The sequence below is a fragment of the Pseudomonas sp. RL_5y_Pfl2_73 genome (genome assembly GCF_963970515.1).
Taxonomy (GTDB): domain Bacteria; phylum Pseudomonadota; class Gammaproteobacteria; order Pseudomonadales; family Pseudomonadaceae; genus Aquipseudomonas.
The window spans coordinates 1-16,582 of sequence record NZ_CAXAPD010000016.1 but is presented as its reverse complement, the minus strand read 5'-3'; the positions used below and the strand labels follow the sequence as shown (position 1 = coordinate 16,582).

The window sequence follows — 16,582 nt, the reverse complement described above, 5'->3', positions numbered from 1 at the left end:
AAAGCAGCCAATTGCTTCTTTTGGGTGTGTTTGTTTGTCTTGGGTTGATAGTTATTTCTGTTCGTAAGATGTTTCTCTAGTTATGTAGGGGAAATCGATTCAGAGATCATTCCTTCTATGTTGAGAGATTTTTCCTACATAGGGAATGTTCGGCTTTCTATAAGGTTCCGGTCACTTGCAAGGGTGTGCGCTGAGCGGTCTGGCGCACCTTTCAAGAGGACGGTGATCCGTCTTTCATTTTGATGACTAGTCTGGAATTTATATGAAGAATAACTTCAACAAGAGCAATCTATTAACGGGGTGTGCGTCCTCATTAGTTCTGTTGTCGGCCATGGCGGCATCCCAAAGTGTACTGGCCCATGGTTACCTCGACGTGCCACCTTCGCGTGCATTGCTGTGCCAGAAAGGTGAAAACAAAAATTGCGGGCAAGCGCAATACGAGCCACAAAGTACCGGTGAAACCTTTAAAGGTTTCCCCAATGGAGTGGGCGGTGCCCCGCTGCAAGGTCCCATTGACGGTAAAATCGCCAGCGGCGGCCACGCCATGTTTTCCGCCCTCGATGCCCAGTCGGCCACGCGCTGGCACCTGACTGAAATCAATGACCGCAATATTGCCTTTAAATGGCACTACACCGCGGCGCACCCAGCGACCAAGCACGAATACTTCATCACTCGCGACGGTTGGAGTCCCAACGAAGCGCTCAAGCGTGCCTCGTTCGACAGCACGCCGTTCTGTACGGTGGATGGCGGTAATCAACTCCCGGTAGCAGGTGCCCCGCATAACTGCGTCATTCCCGACAGCAAGACGGGTCATCACGTCATCCTGGCGGTCTGGACGGTAGGTGACACCGCTAATGCGTTCTATGATCCGGCGGATGTGAACATTCTCGCCGAAGCCGCATTGCCGGGCGGCTGGCAGCCGGTGGGCAGCATTGCGCCATCGACCCCATTGCTGGTGGGTGACAAGGTCAAGGCCCGGGCGTTCTCCGCGACCGGTGAAAGTGCCGAATACAGCGTAGAAATCAGCATCGACAACGCCGAGGAAGGCAAGCCTGAGAACTGGTCGTTCAAACTGGCCGAAGCCATCAACAACGCTCACCCCCTGATTCGTGCCGGTATTCGTGACGAAGACGGCAACATCACGCCGATCAAGGGCGCCAACAGCCTGTACGCCCAGGACGAAAGTGGCGTTAAGCGCTATGAAGTGCAACTGGACATGAAGGAAGACGCTGGCGCCAGCATGGAAATTTCTTCCCTGCAGCCAGAGTACGTACTCGACAAAGGTCGGGTCAGCATGGCCTTCACCGCGCAGACGAACCGCAGGATGAACCTTGAAGCCACGCTGTTCGATGAGAAGAACAAGCAGGTCGGTGTCGTTAGCCAGACCGTGGGTGAGGGCAGCACCGGCCTGAACCTGGACGTGCGCAGCGCGCCTGGCGCTCACACCCTGACACTGGTGGGGACCACCGAAGACGGGCGCACCAATCGCCAGGACACCCAGGCGGTCACCTTGACCGGCGAGGGCGCAGGCATCGAGTACGACTTCGTGTTCCCTGAAGGCCTCAGCGACTACACCGCCGGCACGAAAGTGCTGCAGCCCAAGACTGACGAAGTCTTCGAATGCAAGCCGTTCCCGGCGTCCGGCTACTGCAAGCAGTACAGCCCGACATCGAACGGTTTCGAGCCGGGAGTCGGTGCGTCCTGGCAGAGCGCCTGGGACAAACTGTAAGTCCTGACAGGCATGGCCCCAGGCGATCCGCACGGGTTGCTTGGGGCCTTCATACGAGCGCGCAGTGATGTCTATCAATTACTCCAGGCGACGGGTGCTGCTGCACTGGGTGTCGGCGGCCATTATCTTATGGGCGTTGGTGTCCGGTTTTTATGTGGCGTTCAACCCGGTGTCAGCTTCGACCGAACAGTGGATCGGCTCACTCAATGTGTCGCTGACCACGCTGTTCATTCCATTTTTTGTGTGGCGGGCCTGCCTTTTTTTCGGCGCGCTGGAAGCCCGTGGAATCGCGTCTTCATTTACGCAGCGGCTGGCCCTGGCGGTGCACACGCTGATCTACCTGGTCATCGGCGTCGTACTGGTGACCGGCGTGCTGATGATGAAAAGCGCCATCAGTATTTTCGGCCTGGTTCGACTGCCCCAGCCATTGGCTGATCCGGCATGGATTGAATTGGCCAACACGATCCATGCGCTGTCTTGCATGGTGCTTTCGATACTTGTCGCGCTGCATCTGTGCGCGGTGCTCTGGCATGAGTTTTCCGGGCACAGGGTGGTGCGGCGAATGTCCTTCGCCAAGCCTGCGGACACGATCCAGAGAACACAACGGTGAGCCTGTTTTTTCGGCTCGCCAGCCGTCTGCCAAAGCTGCTGGTGCTGCTGCCGTTGCTGTACGGGATCTTCCTGGCCGGGCAAGAGTGGCGCTTTCGCCAGGCATTGGGCGGTGATGTGCCGGTGCTGGCCAACCCGCCGGTGGCTCCTGTTCGCGACCTGCCCAACGTGCAAGCCGTGGCCACGGTGCTAGGTCTGGCACCTGAAGGAGCCCAGGCACCGAGCGCCGAACCGATTACGTTGCAAGCCAGCTTTGTCGCCAGCCAAGGCTTGTCCCGGGCATTGCTGGCGGACGCCGCCGGCCCGCGTATTTACCAGGTGGGTGAGCGCTTGCCCGGTGGCAGCGTGCTGCGCCGGGTCGAGGCCAGCCATGTGATGTTATGGCGCAACGGACGTGAAGAACGGTTGGCCCTGCAACACGGGGTCAAGCCCTTGCTACGCCGGTTGGCGCTCGAAGACGGGCGCCATGCCGCGCAGCATTCCTCGCAATACCTACGCCCGGTGGCCGGGCAATCAGAGTGATCGAATTCATGAACAGCTTTATCCGGGGCGGTGTTTCGCGCGTCCTGTTCTGTCTGGCCGTGTCCTGCCCAGTGGCGTTCTGCGGTTCGCTGCAGGCCGAGGAGACCCAATGGCAACTGGCGATGAACAATGCGGAACTGCGCGACGTGGTCGAGGAGTTCTCGGCGATCCTGGGCAAGACCGTGGTGCTAGATCCCCGGGTGTCCGGGCGCATTACGGTGATGTCCCGCCAGGCGCTGGACCGCGAAGGCGTGCGTCGGTTGTTTTATTCGGTACTCGATGCACACAACTTCACTGTGATCGACGAGGGCGAGCGGATCCTGATCACCCCGGTCAGCGAGGCCAAGACGCGCGCTGGAATCGCTGATGCGAAAAGCGCCACGCCGTCGCAGTTCGTCACCCGGGTCATCGACCTGCAATCGAGCATTGCCGCCGACGTCGCCGGGCTGGTCCGGCCCTTGGTGTCGGCCAATGGTTACGTCGGCCCTTCGGTGTCGTCCAACGCGCTGGTGGTCACCGACACGGCTGCCAATGCCCAGCGCATTGCCGACGTGGTTCGGCAGTTGGACTCGGGGCGCAACCGTAATCATGTGGTGGTGCGGTTGCGGCATGCCCAGGCTGGGGACATCGCGCCGCTGATGGAAGCTTCCGGTGGTAAGCGCGAGGGCGATATGGCGGGCCTGGTGATCGCCGATTCGCGCAGCAATCGCCTGGTGGTCATCGGCTCACCGGCGGTGCGTCAGCGCTTGGTCGACCTGGCTCGGACCCTCGACGTCCCGGCCGCCGTCTCCCAGGACAACGCCCGGGTCATCCGCCTGCGCCATAGCGATGCCAAGCAATTGGCCGAAGTGTTGGAAGGCATCGGGCAGGATAAAAAAACCACACCGACCCTGGCCGGCCAGCGAGACAGTGCCGCCACCAGCCCGTTTATGATCAAGGCCGATGAAAGCCAGAATGCCTTGGTGCTGATCGCCGATCCGGCCCAGGTCCGCATCATCGAAAACATCGTCCGTGAATTGGATCAACCCCGGGCCCAGGTACTGATTCACGCGGCCATCGTGGAGATTTCCGGAGATATTTCCGAAGCGCTGGGGGTGCAGTGGGGTCTCAACAGCGGCAGCGCGGCAGGGCTCATCAATTTCCCCGGGACTGACATCCCGATCATCGGTGGCCTGGATTTCAGTGAGCTCGATAAGGCACCTGAAGGCGCGGTCTTGCGGCTCGGCGGCGATCGCTTCAGTGCGCTGGTCTCGGCGTTGGCGAGCAATACCCACAGCAACCTGCTGTCCACCCCCAGCCTGCTGACCCTGGATAACCAGGAGGCGGAAATCATCGTGGGCCAAAACGTCCCGTTCAAGACCGGCTCCTACACCACCAACGGTAACGGTGCGGACAATCCGTTCACCACCGTGGAACGCAAGGACGTGGGCATCAGCCTCAAGGTCAAGCCGTACATCAACGAAGGCTCGACCTTGCGCCTTGAAGTCGAGCAGGAAGTCTCGGACATCGCGCCGTCGGTTTCAGGAGTGGACTCCTCCGACCTGATCACCAACAAGCGGGCCTTGAAGAGCACGATCCTGGCGGACGATGGCGAGATCATCGTGATCGGCGGCCTGATCCGCGACAGTGTCCGCACCCAGCAAAGCGGTGTGCCGTTGCTGCGCAGTATTCCGTACCTGGGCGCGCTGTTTCGCTGGAACCGCGACACCCAGACTAAAAGCAACCTGATGGTGTTCCTGCGCCCGACCATCGTGCGCAGCAACGAAGACCTTGCCGAGGTAAGCCGCCAGCGCTATGACGCGCTCCGGGACCTGAGCAAGCCGGGCTCGCGGAAAAACAATTCGTTGCTGCTGCCCCGGGACGCTCGCCAGTTGTTCGAATCCTCCCCGCATGCGCCGGCAGGCGACCCGCGCCCGCAGCGCTCCGGTGACCTGTGAGCGAGCCGTTACCCTTTGGCTTCGCCAGGCGCCTGGGCGTGCTGCTGGAAGGCGCGGGGCCTACCTTGAGCCTGGTCATGCGTCGCGATACGCCACTGACCGCCGTGGCAGAAGTGCAGCGCCTGTGCGGTCGGGACTTACCTATTCAGGTGCTGGAACCAGTGCCGTTCGCCGCGCGCCTGGCCAGCGTCTATCGCCAGGGCCAGAGCGCCGCCGAACAGGTCGCCCAAGGCCTGGACGAGGAGCTGGACCTGCTCAGCCTGGCTGACCAAATACCGCAGACCACCGACCTGTTGGAGCAGCAGGGCGATGCGCCGATCATCCGACTGATCAATGCCCTGCTCAGCGAGGCGGTTCGCGAACACGCATCAGACGTGCACCTGGAAACGTTCGAACAGTACCTGTCGGTGCGCATGCGCATCGACGGTCAGTTGCAGGAAATGCTCCGCCCGCGTCGGGAACTAGCGAGTCTGCTGGTGTCGCGAATCAAGGTCATGGCGCGCCTGGACATCGCCGAGAAACGCGTGCCCCAGGATGGGCGAATGGCCTTGCGGCTGGCCGGGCACGAAGTCGATGTGCGGGTCTCGACGCTGCCTTCGGCTCATGGCGAGCGCGTGGTGTTGCGCCTGCTCGACAAACAGGCCGGGCGCCTGGAACTGCAGCGCCTGGGCCTGCCCGACGACACCCTGGCGAGCCTGCGCCAGTTGCTCGGTAAACCCCACGGTATCGTATTGGTCACCGGGCCCACGGGGTCGGGGAAAACCACCAGCCTGTACGCGGCGCTGACCAGCATCAACGACCAGAGCCGCAACATTCTCACCGTTGAAGACCCCATCGAATACCACTTGCCGGGCATCGGCCAGATGCCGGTCAACCCGAAAGTCGACATGACCTTCGCCCGCGGCTTGCGGGCCATTTTGCGCCAGGACCCGGACGTGGTGATGGTCGGCGAAATACGCGACCGCGAAACCGCCGAAATCGCTGTCCAGGCGTCGCTGACCGGGCACCTGGTGCTCTCGACCCTGCACACCAACACCGCCGTCGGCGCGGTCACACGGCTGGCGGACATGGGCGTGGATGCCTATCTGCTGGCGTCGTCCCTGGCCGGTATCGTCGCCCAGCGCTTATTGCGCAGCCTGTGCCCGTTCTGCAAGACGCCTTATGTGGCCGACGCCGCTACGTGTCGGCGTCTGGGCCTCGACGCCGATGCTGCGCCTCGGTTGTTCAAGGCCCAAGGCTGCGAGCAATGCCAGAAAGGATATCGCGGACGCTTCGGTATCTATGAGCTGGTGAATGTCAGCGCCGCCCTGTCGCAGCTGATTCATCAGGGCGCCACCGAGCAGGCGCTGGCCGCCGAGGCGCGCAAGAGCTCTCGCAGCCTGTTCCAGGACGGCCGCCAGCGGGTGCTGGAAGGCCTGACCAGTGTCGATGAACTGCTGCGCATCACCCAGGAGGATTAGCGCCGTGCCGACCTTCGACTATCGGGCCGAAGACGCCCAGGGCCGACGCTGCAAGGGCCGCGTGGAAGCCGACAGCCCGCGCCATGCTCGCCAGTTGTTGCGTGAGCGCGGCTTGCTGCCCAGTGCACTGGCTGAAGCCAAGGCACCGCGAACCTTGGGCGGGCGGCATGCCGGAGCTCGTTTGAGCCCGGCAGATCTGGCATTGCTGACGTTGCAGTTGTCCACTTTGATCCAGGCCGGTCTGCCCCTTGAAGAATCCCTCGGGGCGGTGGCGCAACAGAGCCAGAAACGCCGCGTCGCCCACCTGCTGGCGGCGGTGCGCAGCCGGGTGATGGAAGGCCACGCGTTGGCGACGGCACTGAGGGCGTTTCCCCAGGCGTTTCCCGAGCTGTTCTGCGCCACGGTCGCGGCGGGCGAGCAATCCGGGCACCTGGGCCAGGTGTTGGAGCAACTGGCGAGCTACACCCAGGCGCGGCAGGCGTCGCGCCAGCGCATTCAACTGGCATTGGTGTACCCGCTGATCCTGATGCTGGCCTGCGTCGCAATTGTTGGCTTCCTGCTGGGTTACGTGGTGCCGGATGTGGTGAAGATTTTCATCGACAGCGGCCAGCCGTTGCCCTGGCTGACCCAGGCGCTGATTGCCGTGAGCGATGGCTTGCGTCGCTATGGCCTGCTGCTGCTCGGTGCGCTGGCCGGGCTGCTCGGGTTGTGGCGTTGGAGCCTACGCCAACCGGCGTGGCGGCTGCGCTGGCACCGTGTGTTGCTCCGGCTGCCGCTGTTGAGCGAGGTGCTGCGGGCGATGGAGGCGGCCCGATTCGCCAGCACCCTGGCGATCCTGAGCAAAAGCGCTGTGCCTCTAGTGGATGCCTTGCACATCGCCGCGCAGGTGATCGGCAACCTGACGATCCGCGCCCGCATGGCCGACGTCGCCCGTTCGGTCCGCGAGGGCGGGACGCTCACTCGTGGCCTGGAGCAGGGCGGCGATATCCCGCCGCTGATGCTGCACATGATCGCCAGCGGTGAACGGGCCGGTGAGCTCGACAACATGCTCGCCCGGGCCGCCGAACAACAGGAGGCCAGCCTCGCGGCGCGTATCGCGCTGGTGGTGAGCCTGTTCGAACCGGCCATGTTGGTGCTGATGGGCGGCGTTGTGCTGCTGATCGTCATGGCCATCCTCCTACCCATCCTGAGCCTCAACCAATTGGTGAATTGACCGATGAAATTCCAAAACAAGCGACCTGCACGTCATCAACGTGGCTTTACCCTGATCGAAATCATGGTGGTGGTGGTCATCATTGGCGTGCTGGGCGCCATCGTGGTGCCGCAGTTCATGAGCCGACCCGATCAAGCCAAGGCCACGGCCGCCCGGACCGATATCCAGGCGATTGCCACGGCCTTGGAAATGTACCGCCTCGACAATCTCCAGTACCCCTCGACCCAACAAGGCCTGGAGGCGCTGAGCAAACGCCCGTCCGGCACGCCAGTGGCAAGGAGCTGGAACCCCCAGGGCTACCTGAAAAGCCTGCCGATCGATCCCTGGGGGACGCCCTACCAGTACCTCAATCCCGGGCATAAATCCCTCGATGGCGGCTATGACCTCTACTCCCTGGGCGCCGATGGCGTACTGGGCGGTGAAGCAATGGCGGCCGACATCGGCAATTGGGCCGAGTGAACATGGGTCGTCATTGCCAGGGCTTCACCTTGCTGGAACTGATGGTCGTCATCGTCTTGATCGGGATCCTGGCGGGCATGGTCAGCTTCGCCACGGGTTCGAGCCCGATGCGTGAGGCCCGGCAGCAAGCCCAAGACTTCGTCCGTGTGGTCCAGCAGTTGCGCGAGCGGGCGGTATTGGACGGGCAGGAATACGGTGTGCGCGTGCAGCCTAGTAGTTATCAGGCATTGCGACTCGAAGTCCAGAGCTGGAAGGCGGTGTCGGCGTCGCATCGATTGCCTGAAGGGCTGACGCTCGGGCTCGAGCAGGAGGGGCATGTTCTGATGCTTGACGATGTTCAAGGTCCACCGCAGTTGCTGATGCTCAGCAGTGACGAGATCAGCCCGTTCAGGCTGCTCATCAAAGTCGCCGGGCAGACGATTTCCCGGGTGTCGAGCGATGGTCTGGCGGAGCCACTGATCGATGACTAAGGCTCGCAGGCAGGCCGCCGGTTGCCAGGGCTTCACGCTGTTGGAAGTCGTGATCGCCCTGGCGATTTTCGCGACGCTGGCGGCGGCCGTGCTCTCGGCCAGCCAGTTCGTGCTCAAGCAAAGCGTGGGACTCGAGGACCGTCTATTTGGCGCCTGGCTGGCGGACAATCAGTTGAGCGAACTGCGCCTGCAAGCCGCTGCGCCATCGGAGCAACAGCGCCTGAACCGCCACCTGGATCGCCGCGACTGGGTCTTGCAACAACGTATCGCCCCGGCCGGTGATGCGCGCCTGCTGCAGGTCGAGATCCAGGTCAGCCGTGCCGGCAGCGCGACCGTCGTGCACCGTAGCACCGGGTGGATCCGCAACCGTCATGAATAGACAGTCGGGCTTCACCTTATTGGAGCTGGTCATCGCCATTGCCATCTTTGCCTTGCTCGGCCTGGCCAGTTGGCGGCTGTTCGACAGCGTCGTGCGCACCCAGCAGGGGACCGGTCAGCATGAGCGTGACATCCGGGCCTTGCAGCGTGCGGTCGGCGTGATCGAGCGGGATGTGTGGCAGGCGGTTGCCGGCTCGGTCGTACTCGCGCCGGGGCGTTTGCAACTGCAGCGCAGCCATTGGCGAAATCCACTGGACCAGCCACGCAGCGAACGGCAGACGGTGCGCTATCGGCTCGAGGGCGTAGCGTTGTGGCGCGACAGTGTTGGCGAAGGCGAAGACAGGCCCCTCGTGCAGCAACAGAAACTGCTCGACGACGTGCACGGCCTGAGCTGGCGTGTGTTCGACCGACAGCGGGGTTGGCACAGCGAAACCGCGGGCGACACGTCGCCGCTGGCGTTGGAATTGATCGTGTCGGTGGGGCGTTTCGAACAGGTCCGTCGGGTGCTGCTGTTGCCGGAGACGTTGCCATGATCCGACAACGCGGCGTGGCGCTGATCAGCGTGCTGCTGGTGTTGAGCCTGGCCTTGCTGCTGGTCGGTGGCCTGTTGCGCAGTCATCGCCTGTTGTTGCACAGCAGTGCGCAGCAGCTGCAGCAGGTCCAGTTACGGCAATTGGGGCTGGCGGGTGAAGCCTGGGCGCTGGCGGTATTGGAAGGCAGCGCAATTACGCCGTCCGGGCCCGTTGACCTGGGCCAGGATTGGGCTCGGCTTGAGCCTGCCTTCGAAATGGAAGACGCCAAGCTTCACATCGATATCGAGGATTTGTCCGGGCGCTTGAATCTCAACGCGCTGCTGGCCCTGGGGCAAATCGATCAGGTCACCCTCGGCCGTTGGAGCCGATTGCTCGTCTTGTTGGATTTACCGGCGCTGTCCTTGCCCCAGGTCGGGCCGGTGCAGGAGTTGAGTCAACTGCGCCTGCTGCCGGGCATCGACGGCCAGACACTGCGGCGCCTGGAACCGTGGGTCGTGTTGCTGCCCAAAGACGCGCGGCTGAACATCAATACCGCTGCGCAGCTCGTGCTGATGACCTTGGATGGCATGGAAGCCGGACCGGCCAACGCGTTGGTCAACCAGCGGCGCCACGCGCCCTACGCCAGCGTGCAGGCGTTTACCAACGACCCGGTGTTGTCCGGGCTGGGCCTCAACAGCCACGGTCTGGGGGTGGGCAGTCGCTGGTTCCGGATCACCGTGAGTGTGACCCACACCGGCAGCCGTCTGCACCTGGCCTCGGATGTTGAGCGCGATTCCGTTAGCGGGCGCTGGACTGTTCGTCAGCGTCGTTTCCTACCCTTGAGCACCAGCGAGCTTCCCTGATGAAAACCTGGCTTTACCTGACGGCCGAAGGCCTGGGCGCGGCTTGCGCCAATTGGCCGTGCTGCGTGTGGTCGCCAACCGGCGAGCGTCGTCGCCTGACTTTGCATGAGGCGGCCGGCGAGTTGAACGGACGGCTCGTCGATGTGCTGTTGCCGATGGAAATGTGCAGTTGGTTGCGCAGCGCTCCATGGCCCTCTCGACGCCAGCCCAAACCCCAGGCCCTGGCATTCGCCATCGAAGAGCAACTGAGTGAAAACCTGGAGGCGCTGCACATCAGCATCGGCCCGCGCGACCGTCAGCACCGCTATCCCATGATGGTGACGGAGCGGGCCCGGTTCCAGGCGCTCCTGGTGTTGCTGGAGGCACAAGGCATTGAAGTGCGTGCGGTGCATGTTGATGCCGATCTGCTTGCCGATGACCAGGCGTTTGGCGTGCGCTGGTTCGGGCGTTGGCTCTTGGGCGCAGGGCTGTCGGCGCGGATGTCGTTGTCGGCCCGAGGCTTGGCAACGCTCAAACCAGGCCTGCCTGAAGACATCCACTGGCTGGATGAGGAACGTGATCGCCAGGGGGTCGATGAGAGGCTGTTGAGCGCTGGCGGACACCCCATCGACTTGTTGCAGGGCGCGTTTCGTCGGCGCCGCCAACCGCTGCCATGGCGCGGCGCTTCGGCGGCTGTGCTGGGCGCTTTGTTGCTCACCTGGGCTTTCAGTGACGCCCGCCTACGTTTTATTGAAAGTGAAACCCGGCTTCTGTATGCCCAAAGCGAGCAGCGATTCAGGTCGTTGTATCCCGGGCAGGAGCGGATCGTCGACCTGGCGGCGCAATTCCAGGCATTGCAGAGCCGTCATGGACACAGTCAGGACACCCAGGTCGCGCGGCTGGTCCGCTTGACCGAGCAGGTCATTGGCGCCAGCAACGTTGAGGTGCAGCGCATCGATTTTCGTGAAAGCGAGGGTTGGAAGATCCAACTGACGGCCAACAGCTTCGTCGAACTTGAACAACTGCGCGAACGCGGGCAGCAGAACGGATTGCCCGTCACCCTGGGCAGCGCGAGCAAACAGAACAATCGCGTGCAGGCCATTCTCACACTGGAGAACAGTTGATGAACGTCAAGGGATGGCTGGCTTTGAAACAGGCCTGGGGGGAAACATCGCGCCGTGAACAAGGGTTGTTGTTGGGGCTGGTCGGGCTGGTGCTGGTGGCGCTGGCCTACACGTCGATCTGGCAACCGACTCGGCAACGACTGGAGCTTGCCGAACGCCAGCACCGTCAACAGGCCGAGCTGATGGCCCGGATCCAGCGCGCCGAACCCACCCGGGATGCGACTGCCGCCACGGGGCCCCTGTCAGTGCGAGTCAACGAGGGGGCGACCGCGGCGGGACTGGAAATAGCGGAAATGGAGGTCGACGGCGATTCGTTGCGGCTTGCCGTCAGTGGCGAGGCCAATTCGTTGCTTCGTTGGTTGGATCAACAAGAGCGCGATGGGGCGGTGCTGCAGTCGCTGACCCTGGAAGCTGAGAATGGTTTGCTGGGTGCGCGGGTGGTTTTGCGTCAATGATCGACCGAGCACACAACAATTTTGGCCAGGCGCATGAGCTCTTGTGGCGAGGGAGCTTGCTCCCGCTCGGCTGCGCCCTGTAGGAGCTGCCGAAGGCTGCGATTTTTTGATCTTTTGATCTTTCGCTTGAGACTCAAGTGTCTGGGAAAGATCGCAACCTCGTTGCACTCGACAGCTCCTACACAGCTCCTACACCACCCAGCGGGAGCAAGCTCCCTCGCCACAAAGTGTCCACGCTGTTCCTGGTTTGGGTCGTGAAATCTTGAGGGCCTAAACCTGCACATTCCCCGGCAACAATGGCAATTTCGCCAGCTTCACCGCCACGCACAATGCGACCACCAGCAAACCGCCGATGAACAAGCCGACACCGTTCCACCCGCCCAGGTGCCAGGCCACGCCGCCCGCCGTACCCGCCACGCTGGATCCGGCGTAATAGCTGAACAGATAAAGTGACGAAGCCTGGCCCTTGGCCTTGAGGGCGCGGCGGCCGATCCAGCTGCTGGCGACCGAGTGGGCGCCAAAGAAACCGAAAGTGAACACCAGCATACCCAGCACTACCAGCCACAGCGGGGTTGTCATGGTCAGCGCAAGACCGGCCAGCATCAGTGCGATGGTCGCCCAGAGCATTTTGCGCCGGCCGAGTTTGTCCGCCAATGCGCCGATTTTTGCCGAGCTGTAGATACCGGACAGGTACACCACCGACAACAACCCGACAAAGGCCTGATCCAGATGATAAGGCTCGGCCAACAGGCGGTAGCCGATGTAGTTGAACAGCGTCACGAATGCACCCATCAGCACGAAAGCTTCGAGAAACAGCAGCGGCAAGCCGGCGTCGCGAAAGTGCAGGGTGAAGCCGTCCAGCAGACTGCGTGGGTGTAGCGAACGGGGACGGAAGTTGCGTGACTCGGGCAGGATTCTCCAGAACACCGCCGCCGCGATCAGCGCCAAGCCACCAATGACCAGCATCGCGGTGTGCCAACTGACAAAGTCGATCAAGACGCCGGTGATCAGGCGTCCGCACATGCCGCCGATGGCGTTGCCGGCGATATACAGACCCATCGCCAGGCCGATGTGCCTGGGATGGATTTCTTCGCTCAAGTACGTCATCGCGACCGCTGCCAACCCGCTCAACGACAGCCCCACCAAGGCACGCAGCAGCAATACACCCTGCCAGGTCGGCATCATGGCGCTGGCAATCGTACACGCCGAGGCGGCGAACAGCGCCGCGACCATCACCGGCTTGCGCCCGATACGGTCGGAAAGCGGGCCGGTGATCAACAGGCCGATGGCGAGCAGGCCGGTCGCCACCGAGAGGATCAGGCTGCTCTGCGCCGCGTTGATGGAAAACTCCTTGGATAACAGCGGCATCATCGGTTGCACGCAATACAGCAGGGCAAAGGTCGCAAAGCCACCACTGAACAGCGCCAGCACCGTGCGCATGAACATTGGCGTGCCTTTCTCGATGTAGATCTCCTTGAGTTCGGCGACGACGTCACCTTGCACTCGCGGTGGGATTTCATGGGCCAGTGGAGCGACAGCAGTTTTCACGGTGGACCTCGCAAGGGCACGATCAGGCAGGCAATGGAAAAAGCATATAGCCGGCTAATGTTTCTATCCAATATATTGTTCGACCTGTTTAAGACGTTTAACGACCTATTGGGTGGCCCATGGAACTGCGTCATTTGCGTTACTTCATCGCCGTTGCCGAAGAACTGCATTTCGGCCGCGCCGCGCTGGCCCTGGGGATCTCCCAACCGCCCTTGAGCCAGCAGATCCAGGCACTGGAGCAGGAGATTGGTGCGCGGCTGTTCGAGCGCACCAATCGTCGGGTCGAATTGAGCGAGGCCGGAAGGTTGTTCCTTGAAGAAGCGCGACGGATATTGGTCCAGGTCGACAAGGCCGCCGACGTCGCCCGCCGCGCCCAACTGGGGGAATTGGGCGAGCTGAAAATCGGCTTCACCTCCTCGGCACCTTTCAACTCCACCATTCCCCAGGCGATTTTTTCATTCCGGCAACGCTTCCCGTCCGTGCACCTGAACCTGCGGGAAATGAGCAGTACCCAAGTGGCCGACGCGTTGGTGGACGAAGAGATCGAGGTGGGCATCATGCGACCGTTGCCGTTGCCCGACTCCTTGACGGAAATCGAACTCAGCCGCGAACCGCTGGTAGCCGTGCTCAGCGCCAAGCATCCCCTGGCCCAGGGCAATGAAGACGGTCTGTTCCTTTCGGCCTTGGCCCTGGAACCCTTCGTGTTCTTCCCCCGCAGCTACGGCAGCGGCCTCTATGCCCAACTCCTGAACCTGGCCCGCGACGCCGACTTCAGCCCGCATTTCGCCCAGGAAGCCGGCGAGGCCATGACCATCATCGGCTTGGTCGCGGCGGGGCTGGGTGTCTCGGTATTGCCGGCGTCTTACCAGCGGATGCGTATCGATGGGGTGGTCTATCGACCGCTGCTCGATCCGGCGGCGGTGTCGGCGGTGTGGCTGGTCCAGCGCAAGGATCAGCGTTCGCCGATGGCGAAGGCGTTTGTGGCGTTGTTGACCGATGGTGATCAATGCGTTGCCTGAGCTTCCCAGGACCACCGAAGAAGGAGGGCAACATGAAAAGCGACCAGCCGACTCGATTAAGAAGGGCGCCCAAAGGGGTAAGGTCAGTCAGTTAAGCAGCAAACCTGTGGGAGCAAAGCTTGCTCGCGAGGCGGCGGCACATCCAGCGCTGATGCAAGCTGCTCCACCGCTATCGCGAGCAAGCTTTGCTCCCACAGGACTTATGCCGTTTGCGCCTAACTGATAGGCATTAGCCCAAAGGAGGCGTCCTTCTTCGTTCATACCCCACCATCAGATCTTATGATGGCCTATTGCCCGACATTTTTTATCGTCAGAAATGCCAGGATTGCATCGCGGGTAGCCTGAGTTTGTTCCTCAAGCACCCAATGGCCGGTATTGATCAATATCAATGAATGCGGTTGCGTTGCGATGTGCAGAGCCTGTTCGGCCAGGTTTTTTCCTCTCGAATGGTCCCCGCCGATGGTGAGCAGCGGAATAGTCAGTTTATTCTTGGCAAACTCCAGGTTGTCATTCGCGTCATTTTCTACCCAGGCTGCATAAAGCTTGAATGCCGCTTCCATGCGATCGGGTCGAGAGTAGTCTTCTATCAATGCCTGTCGCACCATATCTGGCACTTTGTCGTTGCCCTCGAATACAAAGTCATCAAAAAACATATCCAGGTAGGTTTTTTCATGCCCTTTGATCATGCCAATGGCCGTTTTGCCAAAGAAGCGAAAATGCCATTTGCTGGTAGTGCCCACAGCAGGGTTTCCGTTATAAGCGGTTTCCCACCCGGGGATGCCTGGAATGAATCCATCCATCAATACGATGTGTTTGGTTTCATCCGGATAAAGTGCCGCGTAGGCGTAGGCAATGATCAAGCCGATGTCATGGCCAATGATATCGACCTGCTTGATGTTCAAGAGGGTGACCAGTTCGTGCAGATCATGGGCCATGCTTTTTTTGTCGTAGCCACCGACTGCAATATCCGTTTCGCCAGCGCCGCGGTAATCAGGAACGATGGGTGTATAGCCGGCACGCACCAATGCGCCCATCAACGGCTCCCAACTACGCCAACTGCCCGGAAACCCATGCACCAGCAAAATTGGGCGCTCACCATCACCGCCCATAAGGTAGTGAAGGCGAATACCGTTCACGCATGCATAGGCATGTGTAAATGTCGCGCCGTCGACAACGACGCTGTCTTGTTCCGTAGAAGGTGATGTGGCGGGGTGTTTGCGAGATATGGCTGTGCGGCCCGACCAGGCTATTGTGCTCATCAATTTTTTATCCATGTTTGGACCAGCTTGATTTTCTTGAGATGCGAGTTGCAGCTCATAAGGTCGAACAGTTTTATCGAGCGTTGACCTGGATAACGGCTAGAAGCCTGAAGCGATTGCGAAGCCCATCGAAACTGTCAGAGTTGACAGTTCCGACAAGCGGCAAAGAGCGTTGCTTCGATTGGTATCAGCAGGGCAGGGGCGGGACGAAAAGTTGTGTCAAATACCCTTCGACTGTAGGAAAACGCGCATTTCTAGTTACGACGCTTCCGATTCGTTGCATAGGCCACTCCGCAGGGGTTGCGACTCACCGGCGCTACAACGTCTTATTCATCATTGCGAAGCCGCCGGCTCAGCGCTCCTTCCCAGTGCAAGGGATGCAGCCTGAAGCCCATGAATGAGATCCCTGGAAATGCACTCATCTTTAGATGCCCCCTACACCAACGAAATCTCCCATGAAGCTCTTCGTCATCTGGATGACTTTTACTTGGAGCCCCGGCAACTGGAGGGTTACGGCGAAGACGTCGCGGCATTCATGAGTCGACAAAAAGCCTTCGTCGAAGCTCATCCGCCCATCGCTATTTATCGAGTGGCCACCGAGGGCAGCCAGACGCGTAACGGCGGGACGATCCAGCAAGTGTCATCGTCGTTGACGTTCACCTTGGATAACGGCTGGAAAGTACGCGCCGCGCAGAAAGGCGATGAGGTGGTGTATGCCGATGGCAGCACGGCACGGATCATCACTGGCGCTGGGAAAAACAATAGCAACATTGCATTGGTGGGCAGTCGCCTGAGCAATGGCGATGAGATCATTAATACGCTTCAGAGGCGTTTCATGATTATCGTGCGGGAGGGGGTGCCGATGGCGGAGGATTTTTTGCCTGCTCTCAGGCTGGCGGAGGTTCATTATCTCCACTAGGGAAACTCTGAAAAAGACTTCCTGATTTGGCAAAATTACCGGACACCAGTCGCCGAGCTTTTCAATGATGAAACAGATGACCTTCGCCGATGCCGAGTACGCCGGCAAGCGCAAGCAGACCCGCAAG

The 16,582-nt window shown here is 61.1% G+C and carries 17 protein-coding genes; 15 read left to right on the top strand and 2 right to left on the bottom strand.

Translation table 11 applies throughout. The annotated features are described in order from the left end of the window. Nucleotides 1–262 precede the first annotated feature (262 nt). From gbpA to gspM, 13 genes are all read left to right on the top strand, one after another. Entirely contained in the window at nt 263–1,729 is a 1,467-nt protein-coding gene (gene gbpA / locus AACY42_RS16695; protein ID WP_339481012.1) for an N-acetylglucosamine-binding protein GbpA, read from the top strand. Nucleotides 1,730–1,796: 67 nt separating this feature from the next. Continuing rightward, nucleotides 1,797–2,339 (top strand): cytochrome b, encoded by a 543-nt coding sequence (locus AACY42_RS16690; RefSeq protein WP_339481011.1) that lies wholly within the window; start codon nt 1,797–1,799, stop codon nt 2,337–2,339. Continuing rightward, nucleotides 2,336–2,860, top strand: coding sequence for a type II secretion system protein N (locus AACY42_RS16685; RefSeq protein ID WP_339481010.1), 525 nt, complete (start codon nt 2,336–2,338; stop codon nt 2,858–2,860). The genes AACY42_RS16690 and AACY42_RS16685 overlap by 4 nt, the downstream gene beginning before the upstream one ends. A gap of 8 nt (nt 2,861–2,868) precedes the next feature. Continuing rightward, the gene (gene gspD, locus AACY42_RS16680) at nt 2,869–4,797 is read left to right on the top strand and encodes a type II secretion system secretin GspD (RefSeq protein ID WP_339481008.1); all 1,929 of its coding nucleotides are present in this window, start codon (nt 2,869–2,871) and stop codon (nt 4,795–4,797) included. Then, a complete protein-coding gene (gspE, locus tag AACY42_RS16675) occupies nt 4,794–6,257 on the top strand; it encodes a type II secretion system ATPase GspE (RefSeq protein ID WP_339481007.1) in 1,464 nt (487 codons plus the stop codon). Before gspD ends, gspE begins: the two co-directional genes overlap by 4 nt. Nucleotides 6,258–6,261: 4 nt before the next feature. After that, the gene (gene gspF, locus AACY42_RS16670; protein ID WP_339481006.1) at nt 6,262–7,470 is read left to right on the top strand and encodes a type II secretion system inner membrane protein GspF; all 1,209 of its coding nucleotides are present in this window, start codon (nt 6,262–6,264) and stop codon (nt 7,468–7,470) included. Nucleotides 7,471–7,473: 3 nt separating this feature from the next. Continuing rightward, the gene (gene gspG / locus AACY42_RS16665) at nt 7,474–7,929 is read left to right on the top strand and encodes a type II secretion system major pseudopilin GspG (RefSeq protein WP_339481005.1); all 456 of its coding nucleotides are present in this window, start codon (nt 7,474–7,476) and stop codon (nt 7,927–7,929) included. A gap of 2 nt (nt 7,930–7,931) precedes the next feature. Further along, nucleotides 7,932–8,399, top strand: coding sequence for a type II secretion system minor pseudopilin GspH (gspH, locus tag AACY42_RS16660; protein ID WP_339481004.1), 468 nt, complete (start codon nt 7,932–7,934; stop codon nt 8,397–8,399). After that, nucleotides 8,392–8,778 carry a type II secretion system minor pseudopilin GspI gene (gene gspI, locus AACY42_RS16655; RefSeq protein WP_339481003.1) on the top strand — a complete coding sequence of 129 codons (387 nt, stop codon included), beginning with the start codon at nt 8,392–8,394 and terminating at the stop codon, nt 8,776–8,778. The genes gspH and gspI overlap by 8 nt, the downstream gene beginning before the upstream one ends. Next, nucleotides 8,771–9,310: a type II secretion system protein GspJ gene (locus tag AACY42_RS16650; RefSeq protein WP_339481002.1), complete on the top strand. Its 540-nt coding sequence runs from the start codon at nt 8,771–8,773 to the stop codon at nt 9,308–9,310. The genes gspI and AACY42_RS16650 overlap by 8 nt, the downstream gene beginning before the upstream one ends. Continuing rightward, nucleotides 9,307–10,152, top strand: a complete 846-nt coding sequence (locus AACY42_RS16645; protein ID WP_339481001.1) for a type II secretion system protein GspK — start codon at nt 9,307–9,309, stop codon at nt 10,150–10,152. Before AACY42_RS16650 ends, AACY42_RS16645 begins: the two co-directional genes overlap by 4 nt. Then, nucleotides 10,152–11,255 carry a type II secretion system protein GspL gene (gspL, locus tag AACY42_RS16640; protein WP_339481000.1) on the top strand — a complete coding sequence of 368 codons (1,104 nt, stop codon included), beginning with the start codon at nt 10,152–10,154 and terminating at the stop codon, nt 11,253–11,255. The genes AACY42_RS16645 and gspL overlap by 1 nt, the downstream gene beginning before the upstream one ends. After that, nucleotides 11,255–11,710, top strand: a complete 456-nt coding sequence (gene gspM / locus AACY42_RS16635; RefSeq protein ID WP_339480999.1) for a type II secretion system protein GspM — start codon at nt 11,255–11,257, stop codon at nt 11,708–11,710. Before gspL ends, gspM begins: the two co-directional genes overlap by 1 nt. Before the next feature lie 270 nt (nt 11,711–11,980). Here gspM and AACY42_RS16630 read toward each other — a convergent pair whose 3' ends face one another. Next, complete coding sequence (locus AACY42_RS16630) at nt 11,981–13,258, bottom strand: MFS transporter (protein ID WP_445261510.1); 1,278 nt, start codon at nt 13,256–13,258, stop codon at nt 11,981–11,983. Nucleotides 13,259–13,377: 119 nt separating this feature from the next. On the opposite strand from AACY42_RS16630, the gene AACY42_RS16625 reads away from it, so the two are divergent. Next, nucleotides 13,378–14,277 carry a LysR family transcriptional regulator gene (locus AACY42_RS16625; protein ID WP_339480998.1) on the top strand — a complete coding sequence of 300 codons (900 nt, stop codon included), beginning with the start codon at nt 13,378–13,380 and terminating at the stop codon, nt 14,275–14,277. Between the two features lie 287 nt (nt 14,278–14,564). On the opposite strand, the gene AACY42_RS16620 is transcribed toward AACY42_RS16625, so the two are convergent. Further along, nucleotides 14,565–15,551 (bottom strand): alpha/beta fold hydrolase, encoded by a 987-nt coding sequence (locus AACY42_RS16620; protein ID WP_235862359.1) that lies wholly within the window; start codon nt 15,549–15,551, stop codon nt 14,565–14,567. A 382-nt stretch (nt 15,552–15,933) separates the two neighbouring features. Between AACY42_RS16620 and AACY42_RS16615 the strand changes: the two genes are divergently transcribed. Continuing rightward, entirely contained in the window at nt 15,934–16,455 is a 522-nt protein-coding gene (locus tag AACY42_RS16615; RefSeq protein ID WP_339480994.1) for a hypothetical protein, read from the top strand. Nucleotides 16,456–16,582 lie beyond the last annotated feature (127 nt).

Coding starts and splice junctions, on each gene's coding strand:
- gspI (WP_339481003.1), top strand. CDS start 8,392: ATGACTAAGGCTCGCAGGCAGGCCGCCGGTTGCCAGGGCTTCACGCTG.
- gspL (WP_339481000.1), top strand. CDS start 10,152: ATGAAAACCTGGCTTTACCTGACGGCCGAAGGCCTGGGCGCGGCTTGC.
- AACY42_RS16615 (WP_339480994.1), top strand. CDS start 15,934: ATGAGATCCCTGGAAATGCACTCATCTTTAGATGCCCCCTACACCAAC.
- gspH (WP_339481004.1), top strand. CDS start 7,932: ATGGGTCGTCATTGCCAGGGCTTCACCTTGCTGGAACTGATGGTCGTC.
- AACY42_RS16625 (WP_339480998.1), top strand. CDS start 13,378: ATGGAACTGCGTCATTTGCGTTACTTCATCGCCGTTGCCGAAGAACTG.
- AACY42_RS16690 (WP_339481011.1), top strand. CDS start 1,797: ATGTCTATCAATTACTCCAGGCGACGGGTGCTGCTGCACTGGGTGTCG.
- AACY42_RS16650 (WP_339481002.1), top strand. CDS start 8,771: ATGAATAGACAGTCGGGCTTCACCTTATTGGAGCTGGTCATCGCCATT.
- gspD (WP_339481008.1), top strand. CDS start 2,869: ATGAACAGCTTTATCCGGGGCGGTGTTTCGCGCGTCCTGTTCTGTCTG.
- AACY42_RS16620 (WP_235862359.1), bottom strand. CDS start 15,551: ATGGATAAAAAATTGATGAGCACAATAGCCTGGTCGGGCCGCACAGCC.
- gspG (WP_339481005.1), top strand. CDS start 7,474: ATGAAATTCCAAAACAAGCGACCTGCACGTCATCAACGTGGCTTTACC.
- gspM (WP_339480999.1), top strand. CDS start 11,255: ATGAACGTCAAGGGATGGCTGGCTTTGAAACAGGCCTGGGGGGAAACA.
- AACY42_RS16645 (WP_339481001.1), top strand. CDS start 9,307: ATGATCCGACAACGCGGCGTGGCGCTGATCAGCGTGCTGCTGGTGTTG.
- gbpA (WP_339481012.1), top strand. CDS start 263: ATGAAGAATAACTTCAACAAGAGCAATCTATTAACGGGGTGTGCGTCC.